This is a genomic window from Paenibacillus favisporus (assembly GCF_040545415.1).
Classification (GTDB): Bacteria; Bacillota; Bacilli; order Paenibacillales; family Paenibacillaceae; genus Paenibacillus_AQ; species Paenibacillus_AQ favisporus.
The window spans coordinates 496990-514379 of sequence record NZ_JBEPLV010000005.1 but is presented as its reverse complement, the minus strand read 5'-3'; the positions used below and the strand labels follow the sequence as shown (position 1 = coordinate 514379).

Below are 17390 nucleotides of genomic sequence, written 5' to 3'. Positions count from 1 at the left end.
TCCTTTTGGTGTTAATTTATGGCTTGGATCATTTTACTACTGCATGCCGGCAAGCCGTTCGATGGAAGGGGGATAATTCATTTCAGCGGCTTGCGCATAGCAGTCCTTAGCCTCGACCATTCTTCCTGTGACCTCGTAAAAAACTCCTAGATTATGCAGTGTCGCATAAGAACCGGTACCCAGCACACTTCCTTCACGACCATTGTCACCGATTTCCAATGCTTTTTTGTAGTACTTTTCGATTAACGAAACAAGCCCTCCATATTGTTCAGGATCGCTCGAAATCAGCTCCAGCAAATAAAGCGCCGAAACAAAAAAGAAATCGGGATATTCATTTAAAAATTCCAATTCACGATCGATAATCTGGATCCCTTCACCCAGCTGACCTGTAGCTATAATCGCATATATTAAATTCACTATAATACTAGGAGCGTAACTCTCTTGGTGAGTCATGTTTGTATAAGCTATTTTCAAGTGAGCTAACGCTTCCTCCTGTCTCTCTAATCCACGGTATTCCTTTGCAATCTGAAAATGAAAGTACGGATCTAAAGGGTTCTCCTTGATCACCTCGAGCAAAATGGGGATGTTTCTTTCATTCTTGCTTTGATGAAAATACCCATCGTGCTGGATTTCCACATCGATAATCACCCTCGGCAAATCCGAAATGATTTGCTCATGTATTTTTCCTGAGTACCGACAGGACGACGGAAATAATCTAGAAATGTAAATTTGCTCATAATTGATTCCATCAGGACCACTAAATTTATCGACCCTTTTTATTTTTCCAATTGCTTCTTTATTCTCAATAAAATCACGGATTGCTTCAGCGCAATCATTAGATATAAACTCATCTGCGTCCAGCACAAGGTTCCAATCACTCGTAGATCGGTCCAAAGCAAAATTACGAGCTGCCGAAAAATCATTGTTCCAACCATAATCATATACCGTTGCATTAAAAGCTAAGGCAATTTCCTTCGTGTGATCCGTCGAACCGGTGTCAACGATTACAATTTCGTTCACATACTTTGCCGCACTCTCAAGGCAACGTTGTAACAAAACGGCCTCATTTTTGACAATCATAATTAAAGACAATCTTTTTCCCATTTTGGTCTCATCCCCCCCTTGTGCTACATCTCAAACTGGACATTTTTTAGTATTTCAATAAGTTTCCCATTATTTTTCAAAATTTTCACCAGTTCATGACCTGATTCTGGATCATTGTTTGTATGTTCAAAAAGTGTCACATTATCAAATTTTATTAGATTATATGCATGGCTGCTATCAATTTGCGTGAAATGAATAATGTATCTTTTAAAATGACTATCATTTTTTCTCTTATTAAACATTTTGTTTAAATCTAGATATTCCTCTGGTAGTCCTTCAGGTATATTTTGCATTTCGTTATACCAACGGTTATCATTATTTACCTCAGAGTTCACTTTTCCAATAAAGGTTTGGGGACTAAAAGCTAGTACCTTAATCGGATAATTTATTAAACTCCCAAGCAAAATTGAAGCATATCCCCCCATTGAATTTCCTATTAATACGACATTCTCTGTTCTTGAAATTTTTATAAGCCCCTCTAAATAGGTCTTTAAAGTGTGCATATTATATATATTAGATACTCCCAAACCTTTATGATACCAAGCTTGGTCAAAATCTCTAATAAAAACCTTCTTACTATCTAAGGATTCCGATATTTTAAGATACTCAAACAATGGAATTCCCATTCCACTGTGTAACCCTTTACTTATACCCCCAAAAAATATAAGGAGAGTGTCCGATGAATTTCTAAAATCAATAATAACCTTTTTCTTCTTGCTGAATGAGTACTGTTCTACCAAATGACTGTTACAATTATTTATAAAGAATTCATACTCACTCATAATCTAAAGCTCCTCTTAAACCAAGTTATGGTTTTCCTTCAAATGCTCGCCTGCTTGGATAATTAATTCTTCATATTTGTTGTTATGTGCTGCATTGGAAATGAATTTTTCAAAATAGAATGTTGATTTGCGGATATCTCCATCAACTTTATACATAAATCCTAAGTTAAATAAATTATCGATATTTTTAGGATCAATTACATAAGATTCACGCAAAAATAATATAGCTTCGTTAATATTGCTTTTTAGGTAGTTTAAAGATGCTTTTAATGTAAGGATTTCTGGATCGTTAGAGACTTCGTTTTCATATTCTAATATGGATTGAGCAGCGTTGTCTAAAAAGTTATTGTTAAGCATATCGTTAATTTTTGATTTAATTGTTTCCCTAAGAAGGAGAATATCTTTATCGACATAATTAAACACAGGATCCTGTATTTTTAATTCACCTTCCCATAAATCATCAATGACTTTCCAGACTCTCGTAGAGGATTGATCGTCTTTGTAATGATGTACAATAGATTTTACATAATTTCTTTGTTGTTTGAAGTAAGATTTATCTTCTAATGATTTTACAAGTTCATTTTCAAACTCTGACTGAGTTGTAACTTTTGGTCCTGGAGCCCAAAATTCATATGGAGTAAGCCAAAAGCCCCTTGTTTCTTCGTACTTTTTATAATCAGAAGGAATAAACATTACTGGTTTATCTAACAACAAGTAATCCATATACACTGATGAGTAGTCAGTAACTAATAAGTCACTAGCGTTTAAAAGTTCATAAAGTTGTAAGTCATTTATTTCAAGAAGTGTAGAGGTTAAAAAGAGAATATTGGATGAAGGTAAATTATTAATTTTCTCTAGAACTAGACTTTCCTCAAAAGGATGCAATTTTACTATTAATATAATTTTATTTTGTTTTAAGAAATTATCAAATGAGTCATAGTCAAATTCTAATAAGTCAAAAATATTATTCCATACCCTTTCTCCATCGCTTTTATTTAGATTTACATACTGATCTCTCCATGTTGGCATGTAGAAAACCAGTTTATTGGTTTTAAAACTACGATTGAAAATTACTTCTAGCTTTTCATGGCCTTTGGAAGTAAATAACACGTCATTTCTGGGCATACCAGTTACTTGATAAACCTCTCCTATAGCATGAAATCCTGCATTAACCATTGCACTACAAAAAGGTGAATAAGAAGCTATTGCATTGATATGTTTGAAATATGAGTAAAGATACTCTCTACTGCTCATCATGGACTTAATAGGTACTTCCATGGCTCCTGTAGTTTTAGGCCCGAATCCATGCCATAATTCTATGTTAAATTGGTGTTTTCTGGGATAAAAATCTCTATGCGTAGTAACTACAATTTCACTATCAGCTACTTCTTCCGGTATCTCTGAATAATAATCACTATCTAATAATTGAACATCATATTTTTCCGAAATGTAACTAGGTATTTTTTCATAAAGAGCCCTGCAGTTGCATCCGGAACGTGTATGGGTTAATAGTCTAATGCGCGGCTTAAAATCAGAAGTCATGTTGCTTACCACCTTATATTATTTTCTCATTTATCTGTTGTCTAACGACAATATTTTGTCCATCAAGAGAATTACCGCTCTTGGATATAAGATTATTTACAACATAAGCAATCTCTTCCGGCTGCATAATTGATGCGGGATCTTCATCTGGAGCTAATTTCTTTCTCAAATCTGTAGCGCACCTACCAGGTGAAATACAGTATACTTTAATACCATATTCTTTAAGTTCTTCCGAGAGAGTTAGAGAGAAATTAATGATAGCTGCCTTAGAAGCAGAATACGCACTCCATCCTGGTCTTGCACCCAGCCCCGCAGTTGATGAAATATTTATAATTTTCCCCCCGTAACTTTTCATTTTTTTCACAATTTCTCTTGTGATCAAAAAGACAGACCCAACATTTACAGTAAAGGTAGACTCCCAATTTTCAACAGTGGTTTCTAAAAGTGAAGAAGGCTCAACAAATCCTGCACAATTGATTAGTATATCAATAGTATTATTTTCAAGAATAATTCCTAGTTGTTCTTCAACTTGTTTTAAATCAGCTTGGTCCATAACGAACGTTTCTATATTGGGTGATAAACTCATCAGTCTTTTTGTATTCTCTAGTTCCATAATGTCTCGTGCAACTAATATAAACTTTGATATTTCTCCCCTCTTATAACTTAGTTCTATTGCAATAGCTCTACCAATACCTCTACTTGCACCAGTAATTAAACATGTTTTCATACACTCAGTCCCCAATAAAATATTCTTGGTATATTGTTGGTGCTATTTTGAAATCAAAAGGTGTAGTAATTTTAATATTATAATCCGAGCCTTTTAATATCTTTATTTTCTCATTGCTATACTCAAACAGTAGACTTGCATCTTCTGTAAAAGTATTTCTATCGTTTTTCTCAGCCCAACGATGAGCTGCTTTTAATAATTCTGTATTAAATTTTTGAGGCAATTGAACGTTAAAAAGCTCCGACCTGTTAAGATTCTCTTCTATATGTTCTGTTCCTTTTAATACTGTGAAAGGGATATCAAGAGCATAAGTTATATTTTGATTTTCCATATCGATAATTCTTTCAAAGTCTTTTACTGAAACAAATGGTCTTGCTGCTTCATGTATCAATACAGAAGTATTATTTACGCATTCAAGTCCTTTTTTTGTGGATTCCTGTCTTGTTTGTCCCCCAACAATGCAAGAGATGGTTTTCTTTAAGCCATAAATTTCAATTAACCCTCTTGTTTTTTCTAAATAATCCTCAGGACATGTAATAATAACCTCGTCTATATTTTTAATATGTTCTATTTTTTCTAGTACATGGATAATTAATGGCCGCCCGTATAACAATAGGTGTTGCTTAGGAATACTTTGTTGCATTCGGGTCCCATGACCACCGGCTAGTAGAATCATACTTAATTTGTTCATAAACAATTCTCCTAAAACAAGATTTAAATAAAACCTTTTTTCTTAGCTTATATATATTATCGTCCTTTATTAGGTATTTATAGAGATAATACTATAAATATATATGAGGAATTTTATTACAATTTGGTGTTGTTTCTATTAAAAAAATCCGATAATTAAATTATATAAGCAAAGAGGAAGGAACAAACGATTATGACAGAAGAAAAAATTAAAATCACCATGTTCCACTTGTCATCATCCGGCTCAAACAATTATTACTTATACCGAGCTGCATCCGAGGATCTTCGAAATAAGTACGATATTGAACTTCTTAGCGAGGAACAGTTTCGATATCATCGCCATATTGACCAAAGCGACGTCTATATTACAACCCATGGGGAATATTCCTGTGATTATGAAAAAATTAACATCGACTTATGGCATGGATTTCCTCTCAAAGGCATGGCCAAAATGGACAAACAGGAACAAGCCCCTGATGAGCATGTCCATCAACATTGGTCCAAAGTCGATATGATCATGTCCTACTCAGCGTTGTATAACACGGCAATGAATGCATGCAATGGAGCGAATATCTCACAATACCGAGTTACTGGTGTACCACGAAATGACGCCTTGTTTGTCGGCAGTGCCAAGGATCGGCTTCAATCGATTTTCCCTGAACTGAATACAGAGAATAATAACATCGTGTTTTTCATGCCAACCTTCCGGAAATCCATGATGACTCCAGGCAAGCTGGAAGGTGCCAAAGAGGCAGGTAATGTGTTTGGTTTTTCTGAATTTGATAAACAACAATTTACTGCCTTTCTGGACGAAAACCAAATCACTCTCGTTTTGAAACTGCATCCTTTTGAAGAAAGCTTTTTTAGCGAAGAGTTATCCAACATGTCTTCTCAACGGATTTTAATTTTAAATGATGATCTGCTCAAACAGAACCAAATGGATTTGTACGATGTTTTAGGTGCAGCTGACATGCTTATTACAGATTACTCTTCTGTATACATTGACTTTTTATTGCTAAATCGGCCGGTCATGTTTTTGCCGGTTGATCTTGAACAATATAAGGGGAATCGAGGACTGTTATTAGAGCCCTACGATTTTTGGACCCCGGGGCCAAAGGCTTACTCACAATCAGAACTTCAACAAGTTATTTGTCAAATGATCCAGGATCCGTTATTGTACCAAGCCGAAAGAGAACGGATCAGGAATATCTGCCATCATTATCAAGATAATAAAGCCTCAGAGCGAATCTGGGACCTCATCGACAGCTACATTGAAGAGCAGCGTGATCTCATTATGGAGAGAAGAAAGATACAGCAAGAGCACAAACAGCTCCAACAACAAGTTAAGAACACCATTCAGGGAATGATCGAACGAAATCAGCTAGCCCAAGCCAATGAAGCCATTGAGCATTACCTGCAATCCAATTCGCCAGACCAGGATATTTTTGCGATGAATGGAATGCTGCATTTGCTGAATGGTGACCCTCGGGAGGCTATTCTCTCTTTCAAGAAGGGATATCAACACTTTCCATGGGATGAGGACCTGGTGTATAACTTGGGTTATGTACATGAGATTATTGGTGAGGCAGAAGCTGCAAGGGCGTATTACCAAATGGCTCTTCAAATGACGGGCAAACCTGAGCTCCAATCTTTGATCATACAGCGACTTGGTGCTATTAAGGGGTAATCATGATGAAAAAAGTGATCACGTACGGTACATTCGATTTGCTTCATTACGGCCATATCCTATTGCTTCAGCGGGCCAAAGCATTTGGGGACCATTTAACCGTCGCCCTATCCACTGATGATTTCAATAGGCTCAAGGGCAAGGCCGCTTATTTTAGCTATGAGAAACGCAAAATGATGCTGGAAGCCATCAAGTACGTGGATGAAGTGATTCCTGAGACCTGTTGGGAACAAAAGGCCTCTGATATTCAACGCTTAGGCATATCGGTTTTTGTCATGGGCAACGACTGGGAAGGGAAATTTGATGAATTAAGATCCCAATGTGAGGTGATCTACCTTGCACGAACTCCCGATATTTCAACGACGTCCATTAAAAGTGGGCTTCAGCATTCCCTTTAAACAAAAAAACACGTTCCCAGAGGACGTGTTTTTTTAGTAGCTACAATCTTTTCCGAAAATTTATAAGGTAAATCTTCTACACATGAATCTGCCCGATAAATTCCCTAACAAATGATATCTTACCGAAATCAGGAAATTCTTCATGGAATAAAGCTACATATTTCTCTCTATCAGTAGGGTCTGCACAATTTATTAGTGAATAGTACAACCCCCGCTGTTTAGGCTGCATTTGGACGGCTAAAGCTAAAAAATCTACTGCTTCTTTGGTATATCCGTGACTGGAGTGATATAAGCCTAAATTAATTAAGCTATGAATATCTAATGCTTCTTGCTTAAGGAGAATCGAATAGTAATCTAACGATATCTGCATACGATTGACACTATAAAAATAATTGGCCAGTTTATTAACAAGGTCCGTTGTTTGAACCTTATTTACGAATTGGTCATAACATTCATATTGCTTCAAAACAAAAAGTTCCTTAGCGATCGTAAACCATTCATCTGTATATTTACTCGCAAACTCTCCCTCTTCAGGCTCCTGATCTTGAATAACTTGAAGCATCAAAGCACTCAATTCCCCGAGCTTTGTATTCTGTCCGGAAATCCCTATTGACTTTTGAAGTAAACGCGTATCTTTCCAAATAAACGAACCAACGGCAATTTGGATCCAAGAATGAAGATCAAGCTCTTTTCCCTCATGCAGCAGTTCGAGTCCATATTGGTTGAAACTCCTTTGATCTAATTGCACCAGTGCCAAACGGCAATTTTCGGCCGGACTGAGTGTCAAGTTTGCCGGAGTATGCTCTGAATAGTGTTCAACTAGTTCCTTTTGTCCAAGAGCCAGCCCAATTTTAAATAATAAACTGCTATCCGTTTTGCTATTTGTGTCATAGATTTGATTAAGAAACTGAATTACAGACCCAGATTGCTCATTGTGACTAAGCCAATCTGTCATTTTTAATAAAACCCTTGGATTTTTGCTATTTTTGTTCAGCAGCTTGGAGAGCCAGTAAATCGCTTTCTGGTTGTCCTGTAAACTAAAATAGATTGAAATTAATTGTTGAACTGGCATCTCAAAGCTATACATCGGATCTACAAGCCAAATTTCTTGATCATTCTCCGCTCTGACTTCAGCGATTTCTATGGCTTTCTGGTAGTTCTCTATCGCTTGTGGATAAAAACCCAGGGTTTCGTAATGAATCGCTTTTAACGTATAGTACTCCGCGTAATTGTCAAACTGAGAAAGCCGTTCTTCCGTCCACTTCCAAGAAAGAAGTAGACGATCCTGCTTGAAATAAAGGCTGATGAGACCAACCAGACAATGGGGATACCAAACAGAATGAGTATCAGTATCTTTAATCGCTTTTTCATAACAATCCAGCGCTTGCTGATCCTCCTGAGCGTAACGGTATTGATTCCCCAGCGTAAACCAATCGTAATCACTCATCTGCTGATTTTTCATCATTTCATTAAAAATGGACATGTTCCGTTCGTGCTTATCCTTTTCATTCACTCGTTGGGTCTGATAGCCGGTATGATAAATTTTTAAATCAATTTTTTTATGGAATAACTTTTTATCGCTTCCGCGCGTTAATTGCTCATGAATGGGGCGTTCGAAATAGATTCCTTGATAATTAGGGAATAACCGGGTCACAGGAGATGCCGATATTTCGTCGTCATACACCTTCTCGCCTGTAAAGTTTATAATAGGCAATGTATAAGCTAAGTAATTCATTGGCGGTTCAGACTCAAGAAACTGCAGCCATTCATGGTGTTCATCTATAGATAAATACTCATCTGCATCCAGCACAAGGATCCATTGCCCGGTCGCATGCCGCAAGGATTCGTTACGGGCTGCGGAAAAATCGTGGGACCAATCATATTCAATGACTTTATCGGTGTACTTGCGCGCAATATCCTTGGTGCTATCACACGAACCTGTATCTACCACAATAATTTCATCCGCTATTCCTTGAACGCTGTCCAGACAGCGTGAGAGCAGTTCCTCTTCATCCTTGACAATCATGCATACACTAAGTCGTTTCATGTGCTGTTCAGCCCTTCATTCGTTATTTCCTTTTGTCAAAAAAGAAGCTCTCCGGCGTGAATCCTGCATGATAAGCAGACCGTTGTTCCTTGATATTCCCCTGCCGAAATAGCCATTCGCTCGCTTCTTTCTTGTAAAGCCGCATTTTATTTAGAATCGCCCCATCATGAGCGCTTAAACTGTGAAGCCTTTGTTTATCTTCTTCATTAAGGACCAACCCTGCCCCCACCATCTGATTCACCAGCTCAGCCCTGCGATCGGAAAACCTTGAAAGTTCTTCATAGCTGACATCATCCAGTCGATCAACGATGCCGCTGGTCAAAAGCTCCAATTCGTCGATTAGCACTCGAACCAAGACCATTATGCTTGCTGCTCCGAATTCTTGTTTAATGATTTACTCGCAGTGTCCCAGGCCTCTCTAAGTTCAAGTAAATAAGATAATACCTCTTGGGCTGGAGCTGAATTTTTCTTTAAATTGGAATTGATCAATCGGTAAAGCATATACTCATAGACCTGCTCCAGCGTCTTTGCAATGGGATAATCGTAGTTGAGGGCAGCCATCAGCTCATGAATAACCGCTTGCGTTTTGCATAGGTACGTGTTTGCCTTTTCATAGTCTTGTTCTTCTATGCCCGCAATCCCCAACCGAACGAACCGGATCGCCCCATCATACAGCATTAATAAAAGTTGAGCAGGGGAAGCTGTTTGTAATTGTGTCTGCTGATATTTTTGATAAGGTGTATTAATCACAACATGTTCTCTCCTTTGGTTAGGATAACAAGCTGGCGAGACTAGAGGAGGTACTGTTATATTTGTTCATTGCAGTCTCCATCGCCGTAAACTGTTGGTAATATCGATTTTCGATCATCGTCAATCGATCGTTCATTTCATCAATCCTTCTGTCCAGAGCGGAAAGCTGATCCCCCATTTCACTCTTCGGAAGGAAGGCTGTCGTTAAATCACTGCTGTATTTGGATGTTCCGGCCCGGTCCGATATACTTTGCAATGCCGTTTGATTGATCTTTTTAATTCGGTTAAAAAGGCCATCTGCAGAATTATTGCTGATCGTAGCTGCTGAATCCGTTTGACCAAACAATGCTGTAGCCTTTTCAGGACTTGCCTCCAATGCTGCTCTCAGCTTCGTCTCGTCAATGTGGAGTTTTCCTTTTTCACTGTAGCTTCCCGTAGTGATACCGAACTGGGCTAAATTGACCTTTTCTCCATTCGGAAGGACGACATCAGCCGTCAAAGCTGCTCTCATATCGCTGACCGTTTTAGAGATTATAGAGTCATCTTTCAGCATACCGCTCTTGGCTTTCTCATCCCACAGCTTGATTTCATCGTCTTTCATATCCGCCCTCTGTTCCGTTGTTAGTGGCAGATACTTTCTATATCTTTCTTCGCTAGTCTTTTGATTCATGAGGGAAAGGCTATCATTATATGCGTCCACAAACGCCTTGATGGTGTCCATCATCTTGTCGACGTCTTGATTGACTTCAACCTGGGTGGATTGTCCAGCCGGAGTAACACCGGTCAGAGTAATTTCAACACCATTGACCGTAAAGCGATTGGAAGCTTGTTTTGTCGTAATCCCGTTAATAACAACCTCCGCATCTTTACCCATGGTTTGCCCTGTTGTCGTAAATTGGGCGTTACCATTAAACAATTCTCCTGTTAAAGAGATGGCTGAATCTCCCGTCTGTTTATTGGTCAGCGACAGGCTCCCCGTCTTTGAATCATATACCGCAGTAACCCCAGCGTCTTTATTGCTATTGATTTTCTTGACGAATGAATCGATCGTATCATCAGGATTAAAATCAATCGTTGCATTTCCAATCTTCACGCTGGTCTCGGAACCAGAATAAATTTCTTTTATCGTCGTAGCCCCAGTTGTACCTTTATAGATCACATTGGTAGCAGTAGCCAAGTTGTTGACGCCAATGTTTAACACTGAGTTTCCAGCTGCTCCGGTAGCGGTTGCTGTTAATACATTGGAAGCACCCGTGATAGAGGCCTTTTTGGAATCAATGGCGCTGCTTAGATTAAACGAATTGGTGATTTTATCGTTAAAACTAACCAGTTTCGTGCTGACCTCCCGGTAACTATCGCGCTTCCATTCGGTTAACTGCTTTTGTTGATTTAGTTTATTCAGCGGAACCCGCTCTGCCGTCATTAACTGTTTGACCATAGCATCAATATCAAGACCTGAAGCAAGACCTGAAATTCTCATCGTTTCCCTCCTACTTTAAGCTCTCTTATCCACAATAATTCCGTTTAATTCCATCATTCGCGTAGCGACATCAAGCAACTTTTCCTGAGGGATTTCACGAATTAAATCCCCTGTATCCTTATTGAAGATTTTTACAACGAATGTATGAGTTTCCTTATGGATCTTAATTTCATAACTTTTCTCTGGTCCTTGAACAGCCCTGATCGCCTTTTCCAGCTGCTGTACAGCCAACTCCTGGTCTGCGGATAATTGGCCAGTCTTAATTGTTGATCCTAACTCAGCTGATTCAGCTTTTGACGTGTCACCTGAGGTTACTTTGGGTGGTATGGATCCCATGGGAATACTGCCCGATATTCGATTGTCCACAAACGGTGCCCCCTTGTCCTTAGAACGGTCTATGCATGCCAATTCGATTCAAGTTGTTACCTATATATATCGGAAATTTATCCGGCGAAATGAAGATAAAAATGAAAAAGAGACCTTGATAACAAGGCCTCTTTCGGATAACTTGAATCGATTAACGAAGCACAGACAGAATGCCTTGTGGGGCGGAGTTTGCTTGTGCCAGCATCGATTGGGATGCTTGAAGGAGAATGTTGTTCTTGGACAATGCAACCATTTCTTTCGCCATGTCTGTATCACGGATACGGGATTCAGCAGCAGAAAGATTTTCAACAGTTGTTCCGATGTTGTTTGAAGTGTACTCCAAACGGTTTTGCACCGCACCCAATTTAGCACGCTCTGTAGAAACACCAGTGATAGCATCTTCAATATCAGAAAGTTTAGAGTTAGATCCCAGATTCTTGAACTTAGTTGTATCAATAGTACCAATTGTAATAGACCCAGTAGCCTTATCGTTTACGGTGATTGTTGCTCCCTTTGTGATGCTGATTCCGTTAAACGTAGTTTTGGTCATGATATTATCAATTTGAGCACCCAATTCTTTGAGTTCCTCATTGATATTATTCTTATCATTTGAACTGTAAGTACCACTGGATTTTTGAACGTTCAGTTCTTTCATGCGAGTCAGCATGGAGCTAACTTCGTTCATTGCGCCCTCAGCCGTTTGTACGAAAGAAATCCCGTCTTGAGCGTTACGTTGTGCTTGCTCCAGACCGCGGATTTGTCCGCGCATCGATTCGGAAATGGACAGGCCAGCTGCATCGTCAGCTGCACGGTTGATGCGCAAACCGGAAGACAGTTTTTCCATATTTTTGCTGGCTGCAGTTGTGTTCAGAGCCAAATTGCGTTGAGTGTTCAAAGCTGGAATATTGTGGTTGATAATCATTGGATATTTCCTCCCTGAATTATAAGTATCCCACGTCCTTGTGGTGAATGGCTTGAAGGTCGGCCGCCCGGTTCAAACCGTTCTATAAGATATATCGGAAGTCCAGGGAGGTTTGTTAATAGCTATCCCAGCAAATTTATATTAAAAATTACGCTGAATCATTTTTCTTCCATTCTGAAATTTTACGCAGAAGATCGTCACGTCCGGAGGACGCTTCCTCGTTGCTTTGCTGAATGGCCAAGTACAGCTCTTTACGGTGAATTTCAATATGTTTCGGCGCATTCACGCCAATTTTGACATTGTCTCCTTCTACACCCAGAATGATGATCTCAATATTCTCCGATATGACAATGGATTCACCTTTTTTTCTTGTCAGAACTAGCATTAATCATTCCCGCTTTCTTCTGGAGTTTGGGGACCCAGCAGGGGATGCTTGGATTGATAGGAGGTTGGGTACAGCACGATCTGTTTACCGGACTTGTTCTTTAAATTAAAGACCAGTGGCGCCGCCAGATTTGCCGTGACTTTGGTTAAGTCATTCCCCCAAGTCACGATGGCACGGACCATAATTTGCGCAGAGTCGGATATGTTGAGTTGGGCTTGATCACTTTCACTTAATTCAAATTCATAGTCTTTAAAAAATATAAAGGGGTCCGTAATTATAAATGCCACATTCGAGTCATCCAAGGACTGGAGAATAGAGAAATGCTCATCCTGCGGAAGAATCACAAATTTCGTATACCCTTCAAAGCCAGGAATACCATTCTTAAACTCAAATACCTCTTCGGGTACGGCCTGTATATCATAGGTATCTTTCTGGATATTCATTAAGCACACAACTCCTTTTGATGTATAAAAAAGAGCTACGAACGATTACCAGTTCATAGCTAATTATGACGTATACGTGTATTCACTACAATCAACGGATAAAGTCTACGAGTGTAGGTGAAATAATTTTAGCTCCTGCTGAAAGGGAGGCTTGGTAGATATTCGTCGCAATATTGGATTGAATCATTAATTTTGCCATGTCTGCGTCTTCCGTTTTGGACTGGAGTTGGGTTAACCCATATTCCTCATCGCCGAGGCGGCTCTGCATCAATTCAACGCGATTGGTCCGAGCGCCGACTTCCGCATGAACTGAAAGCATTTTATTCAACCTGGAATCTATGTTTTCCGTTTCTTTCGAAACTGCATCATACTGTCCTTGTTTCAAGGCGGCGGATATCTTATCGATAATATTAAATACGTTATCCTCGCCATCTTTTTCACCAAAAAACTCATTTCCCGAGGTATTGATTTGGAAAGTAACCCCTTGTCCCACGGTATACTCCACAGGTGCACCATCCGTTTGGACCGATTTCATTGTGTCTGGATTGGTAGTATCATAAGGTTTGATATCATAGGTCTGGCCATTAAAAATATACTTGCCGTTATATTGCGTATTACCTAGCTGCCCCAATTGTTGCTTCAACTCCTGGAGTTCTGACTCGACACTGTCCAATGCGGTTTGCGGATTCGTTCCATTACTCGCTTGAACCGTCAATTCTTTTAAACGTTTCATAACAGCTTCGGCCGAAGACATGACGGAATCCGTTGTATCGAGCCATCCAAGGGCTGCATCGACATTACGTTGGTATTGATCATTCGCAGATAATTCTGATCTGTATCTCAGAGCGTAAGTAACTCCAACCGGATCATCGGAAGGCTTGTTAATTTTGCGGCCCGTGGACAGCTGATTCTGCTGCTCTGACATGGAGCTCAGGTTCCGGTTCAAATTATGAAGCAGCTGCGTATTCATCATATTGGAAGTGATACGTAACGACAATTAAAAAACCTCCTTCGAATTACCGGCCAACGGTACCTGTTCCATTGATGAGCTTGTCCAGCATTTCATCAAAGGTCGTCATGACTCGTGCTGCTGCCGAATAAGCGTGCTGGAACATGATCAAGTTGGACATTTCCTCATCAAGTGACACGCCACTCACGGATTGCCTCTTCTCATCCACCTGATTCGTAAGTACCTGTGCGTTATCCGCCTGACGTTTAGCCTCGTTGGCCTGCACGCCAACCTGGCCTACAATAGCTTTAAAATAATCATCAACCGTCACGGGAGAAGTTAAATTGCCGCCAAAATTAAATTTGGTATCTTTCAGATCGGACATCAGGATAGCAAGTCCATTATTCCCTTTGACAACTTGTTCGTTAGGCGCTTTTCCCGTCGTCCGTAACGAGGTTGCGATCAAACTTGGGTTGTTAACGATTGCCCGACTCAACGTAATATTCGCTGCCGTTACAGCCCCACCATCAGTGGTAGAAAAAAAGTCACCGCCCGCAATAGGCTGCCCGTCATTGATACCATACCCAAGCTTATGCAAGCCATTAATTCCCTGAACGGTCACCGTTAAGTCGGTTGCAAGCGTTCGATTGGGATCGTTATAAGTGACCCCGTTCAGCACCGTCCCTGCGGGCAGAACAGAGCCGGCAGGAAGGGCGACCTGGAACTCACCATTGACCAGTGTATTAGCAAATGAGTCCAGCTGCTTCTGGTAATCCGCTACATACTTATCACGAGATAAGAACGTCCCATAGACCTCACCGCTATTTAAATCACCGGAAGCGTGAGCATCCTGCAGCACTTGTGATGTCAGCGTTGTTTGGGTATCTCCTGAAACTAAGGTCGTATTTCCCATATTGATCTGATAACCATCAGGCAATTCAGTAACCTGAATATTGACCAAACCAGATAGCTGATCCACCAGCAAATCTCTCTGATCCCTCAAATCGTTGGCATTATCGCTCCCAGAGCCCTCAATACGGGTAATCTGCCGGTTTAGATCAGATACACTGGATAAAATACTATTGATTTTGCTCGTGTTTAATTCAATGCTATTCGTGAGGTCTGCGTTCAAATCGCTTAACTGCTTGCTGGTATGATTTAACGCGTCGGTTAGCGCTAGCGTGGTTTCTTTAACAATTTTCCTTCCCGTGATATTCTCAGGATCCTTGCTCAGGTCAGACCATGCTTTATAAAAACTATTCACCAAACTGCTGATCCCTGTATCCGAAGGCTCGTTAATAATCGTCTGCAGCTTGTCTAATGTGTCAAACTGTACATTCCAGCTTCCAAGCCCTTTGTTCTCGTTACGGTATTGTTCATCCAGAAAGGACTCGCGAATACGCACAACGGAAGTTACCTCCACCCCTGTACCCAGTTGGCCTGGAACAGTTGAGTGAGTCATCCCATACGCTTCCATAGGCTTGGATGCAGACATATTAACCCGCTGACGGGTGAAGCCTGGAGTGTTCGCATTGGCAATATTATGTCCTGTTGTATTTAAAGCTGACGTCTGGGTGAACAGACTTCGTCTGCTGGTTTCTAATGAGTGAAACGTAGAAGTCATAGCTCCTCCTCAATTTTATGCCCTTGCATCAAAAATACCGGGCCGATTAGAACCTCCAGAATTTCCAGATGGGTGCTGGTAGGTGAACTCTTCAGAAGGAGTACGGAATAAATCCAAAGAGTAATCTATATAAGCTAAGGCTTGCTCGATTAATTGCTGATTCAATTCATTGGTCTGTTTAAGCTCGGACAAAACATCCGATAGCTCTAGTTGGACTTTTCTAAGCTCGACTTTATCCTCAGGATCAAAAACCAATCTTGAAATCTCAGTCAGATTTAAATGCAGAAGGGATTTAATGCCCCGTTCCCTGAGAAAAAGCTGGCATGCCTCCTGACGTTCTTTTTCAAGCACTTCAATCTGCTTCATGATCCGCGACTCTTGATTCAATAGTTTGATCAGTCCGTCAATATCATTTTTGATTACGACATTCTTTTTGTCTTTCCCTAATTGCAGCATTGTATGATGGGTTTCCACTAGTCTTTCCAAAGTGTCAAGTAATGGCTGTATTGACATTCAGGGCCCCCTATTTATCTAAAAAAGACGACTTGGCGTAAGGCATCAGCTTATCGGCCAGTTTACCTGCATCCACTTGATAGGTGCCGGATGCGATTCTCTGCTTCAGATCCTCGAGCTTCTTCGCTCTCTCCGGGTCATTGGCACGGCTCTGGGCCTCAAGCATTTCAATCGCCTCCGAGGAAATGGAAACTTGGTCCTTCTTGCGTGCAGGCTTTTGCGCTTCCTGCCGCTGCGTCTCCATATTCCGTTGATAAGGGTTAACTCCACCAATTCTGCCGGTATCATTAATTTTCATATCTTCCACCTTCTTTCACAATATGCGGGCTGCTCCGCCGGGTACTCACCCGGCCTCCCAAGCCGACACGTCAGCCCGTTCGCATGCAAAATGCAAACAACCGATAATCTTTACTAAGTTTATCGGTCGTCACTGAAACATTATTAATAGCTGCTGCCGTTTTTAGTGCGGCAGTCGGTTATTTGTGGAATTTATCCACGACGCGGTAGGCACCTTCGCCCGGTTTTCTAGGACCGGAATCCTGATCTTGACCTGCTTGTGCAGCCTGGCTGAGCTCCCGGGTCAGACGGGTGCGGCAAGAGTCGCACATATGCCCCTCACGAATCAGTGTACCGCAAACCTCGCACGGATACATCAAGTTCGGTGCATTCATAACCGAGATCCGCCCCTCACGGACAAAACTCGTAATCTGCTTGACGGAAACACCCGTCGCTTCCGACAGCTCTTGTATATTGGCACCCTTCTGCTCTCGCAGATAATCCACGCAAATCTCGTATTCGCGTTCGATCTCCTTGATGCAGTTCGGGCAAATATCTCTAAAATTGGCAGTAAACAATCTACCGCAGCGAGGGCAATTCGCAAGTTCCACAATAACTCTCCCCTTATCGAATACCAAATCAAGCCATGATGATATGGTTCTAGATTACCTTATTCCGGCTCCCCTCGTCCATCTTAATTTACGA

At 40.5% G+C, this 17390-nt stretch carries 20 protein-coding genes; 2 read left to right on the top strand and 18 right to left on the bottom strand.

Annotation, left to right across the window (positions count from 1 at the left end):
- Positions 1-36: 36 nt before the first annotated feature.
- The 5 genes from ABID47_RS23640 to ABID47_RS23620 are packed head-to-tail and all read right to left on the bottom strand — an operon-like array spanning position 37 to position 4846.
- A complete protein-coding gene (locus tag ABID47_RS23640; protein WP_354500333.1) occupies positions 37-1104 on the bottom strand; it encodes a glycosyltransferase in 1068 nt (355 codons plus the stop codon).
- Positions 1105-1127: 23 nt separating this feature from the next.
- Entirely contained in the window at positions 1128-1886 is a 759-nt protein-coding gene (locus ABID47_RS23635) for a hypothetical protein (protein ID WP_354500331.1), read from the bottom strand.
- Positions 1887-1901: 15 nt separating this feature from the next.
- The gene (locus tag ABID47_RS23630; protein WP_354500329.1) at positions 1902-3428 is read right to left on the bottom strand and encodes a CDP-glycerol glycerophosphotransferase family protein; all 1527 of its coding nucleotides are present in this window, start codon (positions 3426-3428) and stop codon (positions 1902-1904) included.
- A 13-nt stretch (positions 3429-3441) separates the two neighbouring features.
- Positions 3442-4155, bottom strand: a complete 714-nt coding sequence (locus ABID47_RS23625; protein ID WP_354500327.1) for an SDR family oxidoreductase — start codon at positions 4153-4155, stop codon at positions 3442-3444.
- Positions 4156-4159: 4 nt separating this feature from the next.
- Positions 4160-4846 carry an IspD/TarI family cytidylyltransferase gene (locus ABID47_RS23620; RefSeq protein ID WP_354500325.1) on the bottom strand — a complete coding sequence of 229 codons (687 nt, stop codon included), beginning with the start codon at positions 4844-4846 and terminating at the stop codon, positions 4160-4162.
- 192 nt (positions 4847-5038) lie between these two features.
- On the opposite strand from ABID47_RS23620, the gene ABID47_RS23615 reads away from it, so the two are divergent.
- Positions 5039-6532: a CDP-glycerol glycerophosphotransferase family protein gene (locus ABID47_RS23615; protein ID WP_354500324.1), complete on the top strand. Its 1494-nt coding sequence runs from the start codon at positions 5039-5041 to the stop codon at positions 6530-6532.
- A 5-nt stretch (positions 6533-6537) separates the two neighbouring features.
- Positions 6538-6930, top strand: coding sequence for a glycerol-3-phosphate cytidylyltransferase (gene tagD, locus ABID47_RS23610; protein WP_354500456.1), 393 nt, complete (start codon positions 6538-6540; stop codon positions 6928-6930).
- A gap of 76 nt (positions 6931-7006) precedes the next feature.
- On the opposite strand, the gene ABID47_RS23605 is transcribed toward tagD, so the two are convergent.
- From ABID47_RS23605 to ABID47_RS23545, 13 genes are all read right to left on the bottom strand, one after another.
- Positions 7007-8977 (bottom strand): tetratricopeptide repeat-containing glycosyltransferase family 2 protein, encoded by a 1971-nt coding sequence (locus ABID47_RS23605; protein ID WP_354500322.1) that lies wholly within the window; start codon positions 8975-8977, stop codon positions 7007-7009.
- 22 nt (positions 8978-8999) lie between these two features.
- Positions 9000-9338, bottom strand: coding sequence for a hypothetical protein (locus ABID47_RS23600; RefSeq protein WP_354500320.1), 339 nt, complete (start codon positions 9336-9338; stop codon positions 9000-9002).
- Positions 9338-9727, bottom strand: coding sequence for a flagellar export chaperone FliS (fliS, locus tag ABID47_RS23595; RefSeq protein WP_354500318.1), 390 nt, complete (start codon positions 9725-9727; stop codon positions 9338-9340). The genes ABID47_RS23600 and fliS overlap by 1 nt, the downstream gene beginning before the upstream one ends.
- 19 nt (positions 9728-9746) lie before the next feature.
- On the bottom strand, positions 9747-11207 hold the full coding sequence (gene fliD / locus ABID47_RS23590) for a flagellar filament capping protein FliD (protein ID WP_354500316.1): 1461 nt from the start codon (positions 11205-11207) through the stop codon (positions 9747-9749).
- Positions 11208-11222: 15 nt separating this feature from the next.
- Positions 11223-11573: a flagellar protein FlaG gene (locus ABID47_RS23585; RefSeq protein WP_354500314.1), complete on the bottom strand. Its 351-nt coding sequence runs from the start codon at positions 11571-11573 to the stop codon at positions 11223-11225.
- A 151-nt stretch (positions 11574-11724) separates the two neighbouring features.
- Entirely contained in the window at positions 11725-12495 is a 771-nt protein-coding gene (locus tag ABID47_RS23580) for a flagellin N-terminal helical domain-containing protein (RefSeq protein ID WP_354500312.1), read from the bottom strand.
- Between the two features lie 148 nt (positions 12496-12643).
- The gene (gene csrA, locus ABID47_RS23575; protein ID WP_354500310.1) at positions 12644-12880 is read right to left on the bottom strand and encodes a carbon storage regulator CsrA; all 237 of its coding nucleotides are present in this window, start codon (positions 12878-12880) and stop codon (positions 12644-12646) included.
- Positions 12880-13323, bottom strand: coding sequence for a flagellar assembly protein FliW (fliW, locus tag ABID47_RS23570; RefSeq protein ID WP_354500308.1), 444 nt, complete (start codon positions 13321-13323; stop codon positions 12880-12882). The genes csrA and fliW overlap by 1 nt, the downstream gene beginning before the upstream one ends.
- Before the next feature lie 91 nt (positions 13324-13414).
- The gene (flgL, locus tag ABID47_RS23565; RefSeq protein ID WP_263881087.1) at positions 13415-14320 is read right to left on the bottom strand and encodes a flagellar hook-associated protein FlgL; all 906 of its coding nucleotides are present in this window, start codon (positions 14318-14320) and stop codon (positions 13415-13417) included.
- A gap of 19 nt (positions 14321-14339) precedes the next feature.
- Positions 14340-15896, bottom strand: coding sequence for a flagellar hook-associated protein FlgK (gene flgK, locus ABID47_RS23560; protein ID WP_354500306.1), 1557 nt, complete (start codon positions 15894-15896; stop codon positions 14340-14342).
- A gap of 15 nt (positions 15897-15911) precedes the next feature.
- Positions 15912-16409, bottom strand: coding sequence for a flagellar protein FlgN (locus ABID47_RS23555; protein ID WP_354500304.1), 498 nt, complete (start codon positions 16407-16409; stop codon positions 15912-15914).
- Positions 16410-16419: 10 nt separating this feature from the next.
- Positions 16420-16707 carry a flagellar biosynthesis anti-sigma factor FlgM gene (gene flgM / locus ABID47_RS23550; protein WP_354500302.1) on the bottom strand — a complete coding sequence of 96 codons (288 nt, stop codon included), beginning with the start codon at positions 16705-16707 and terminating at the stop codon, positions 16420-16422.
- Between the two features lie 178 nt (positions 16708-16885).
- A complete protein-coding gene (locus tag ABID47_RS23545) occupies positions 16886-17296 on the bottom strand; it encodes a TIGR03826 family flagellar region protein (RefSeq protein WP_145028100.1) in 411 nt (136 codons plus the stop codon).
- Positions 17297-17390: the final 94 nt, after the last annotated feature.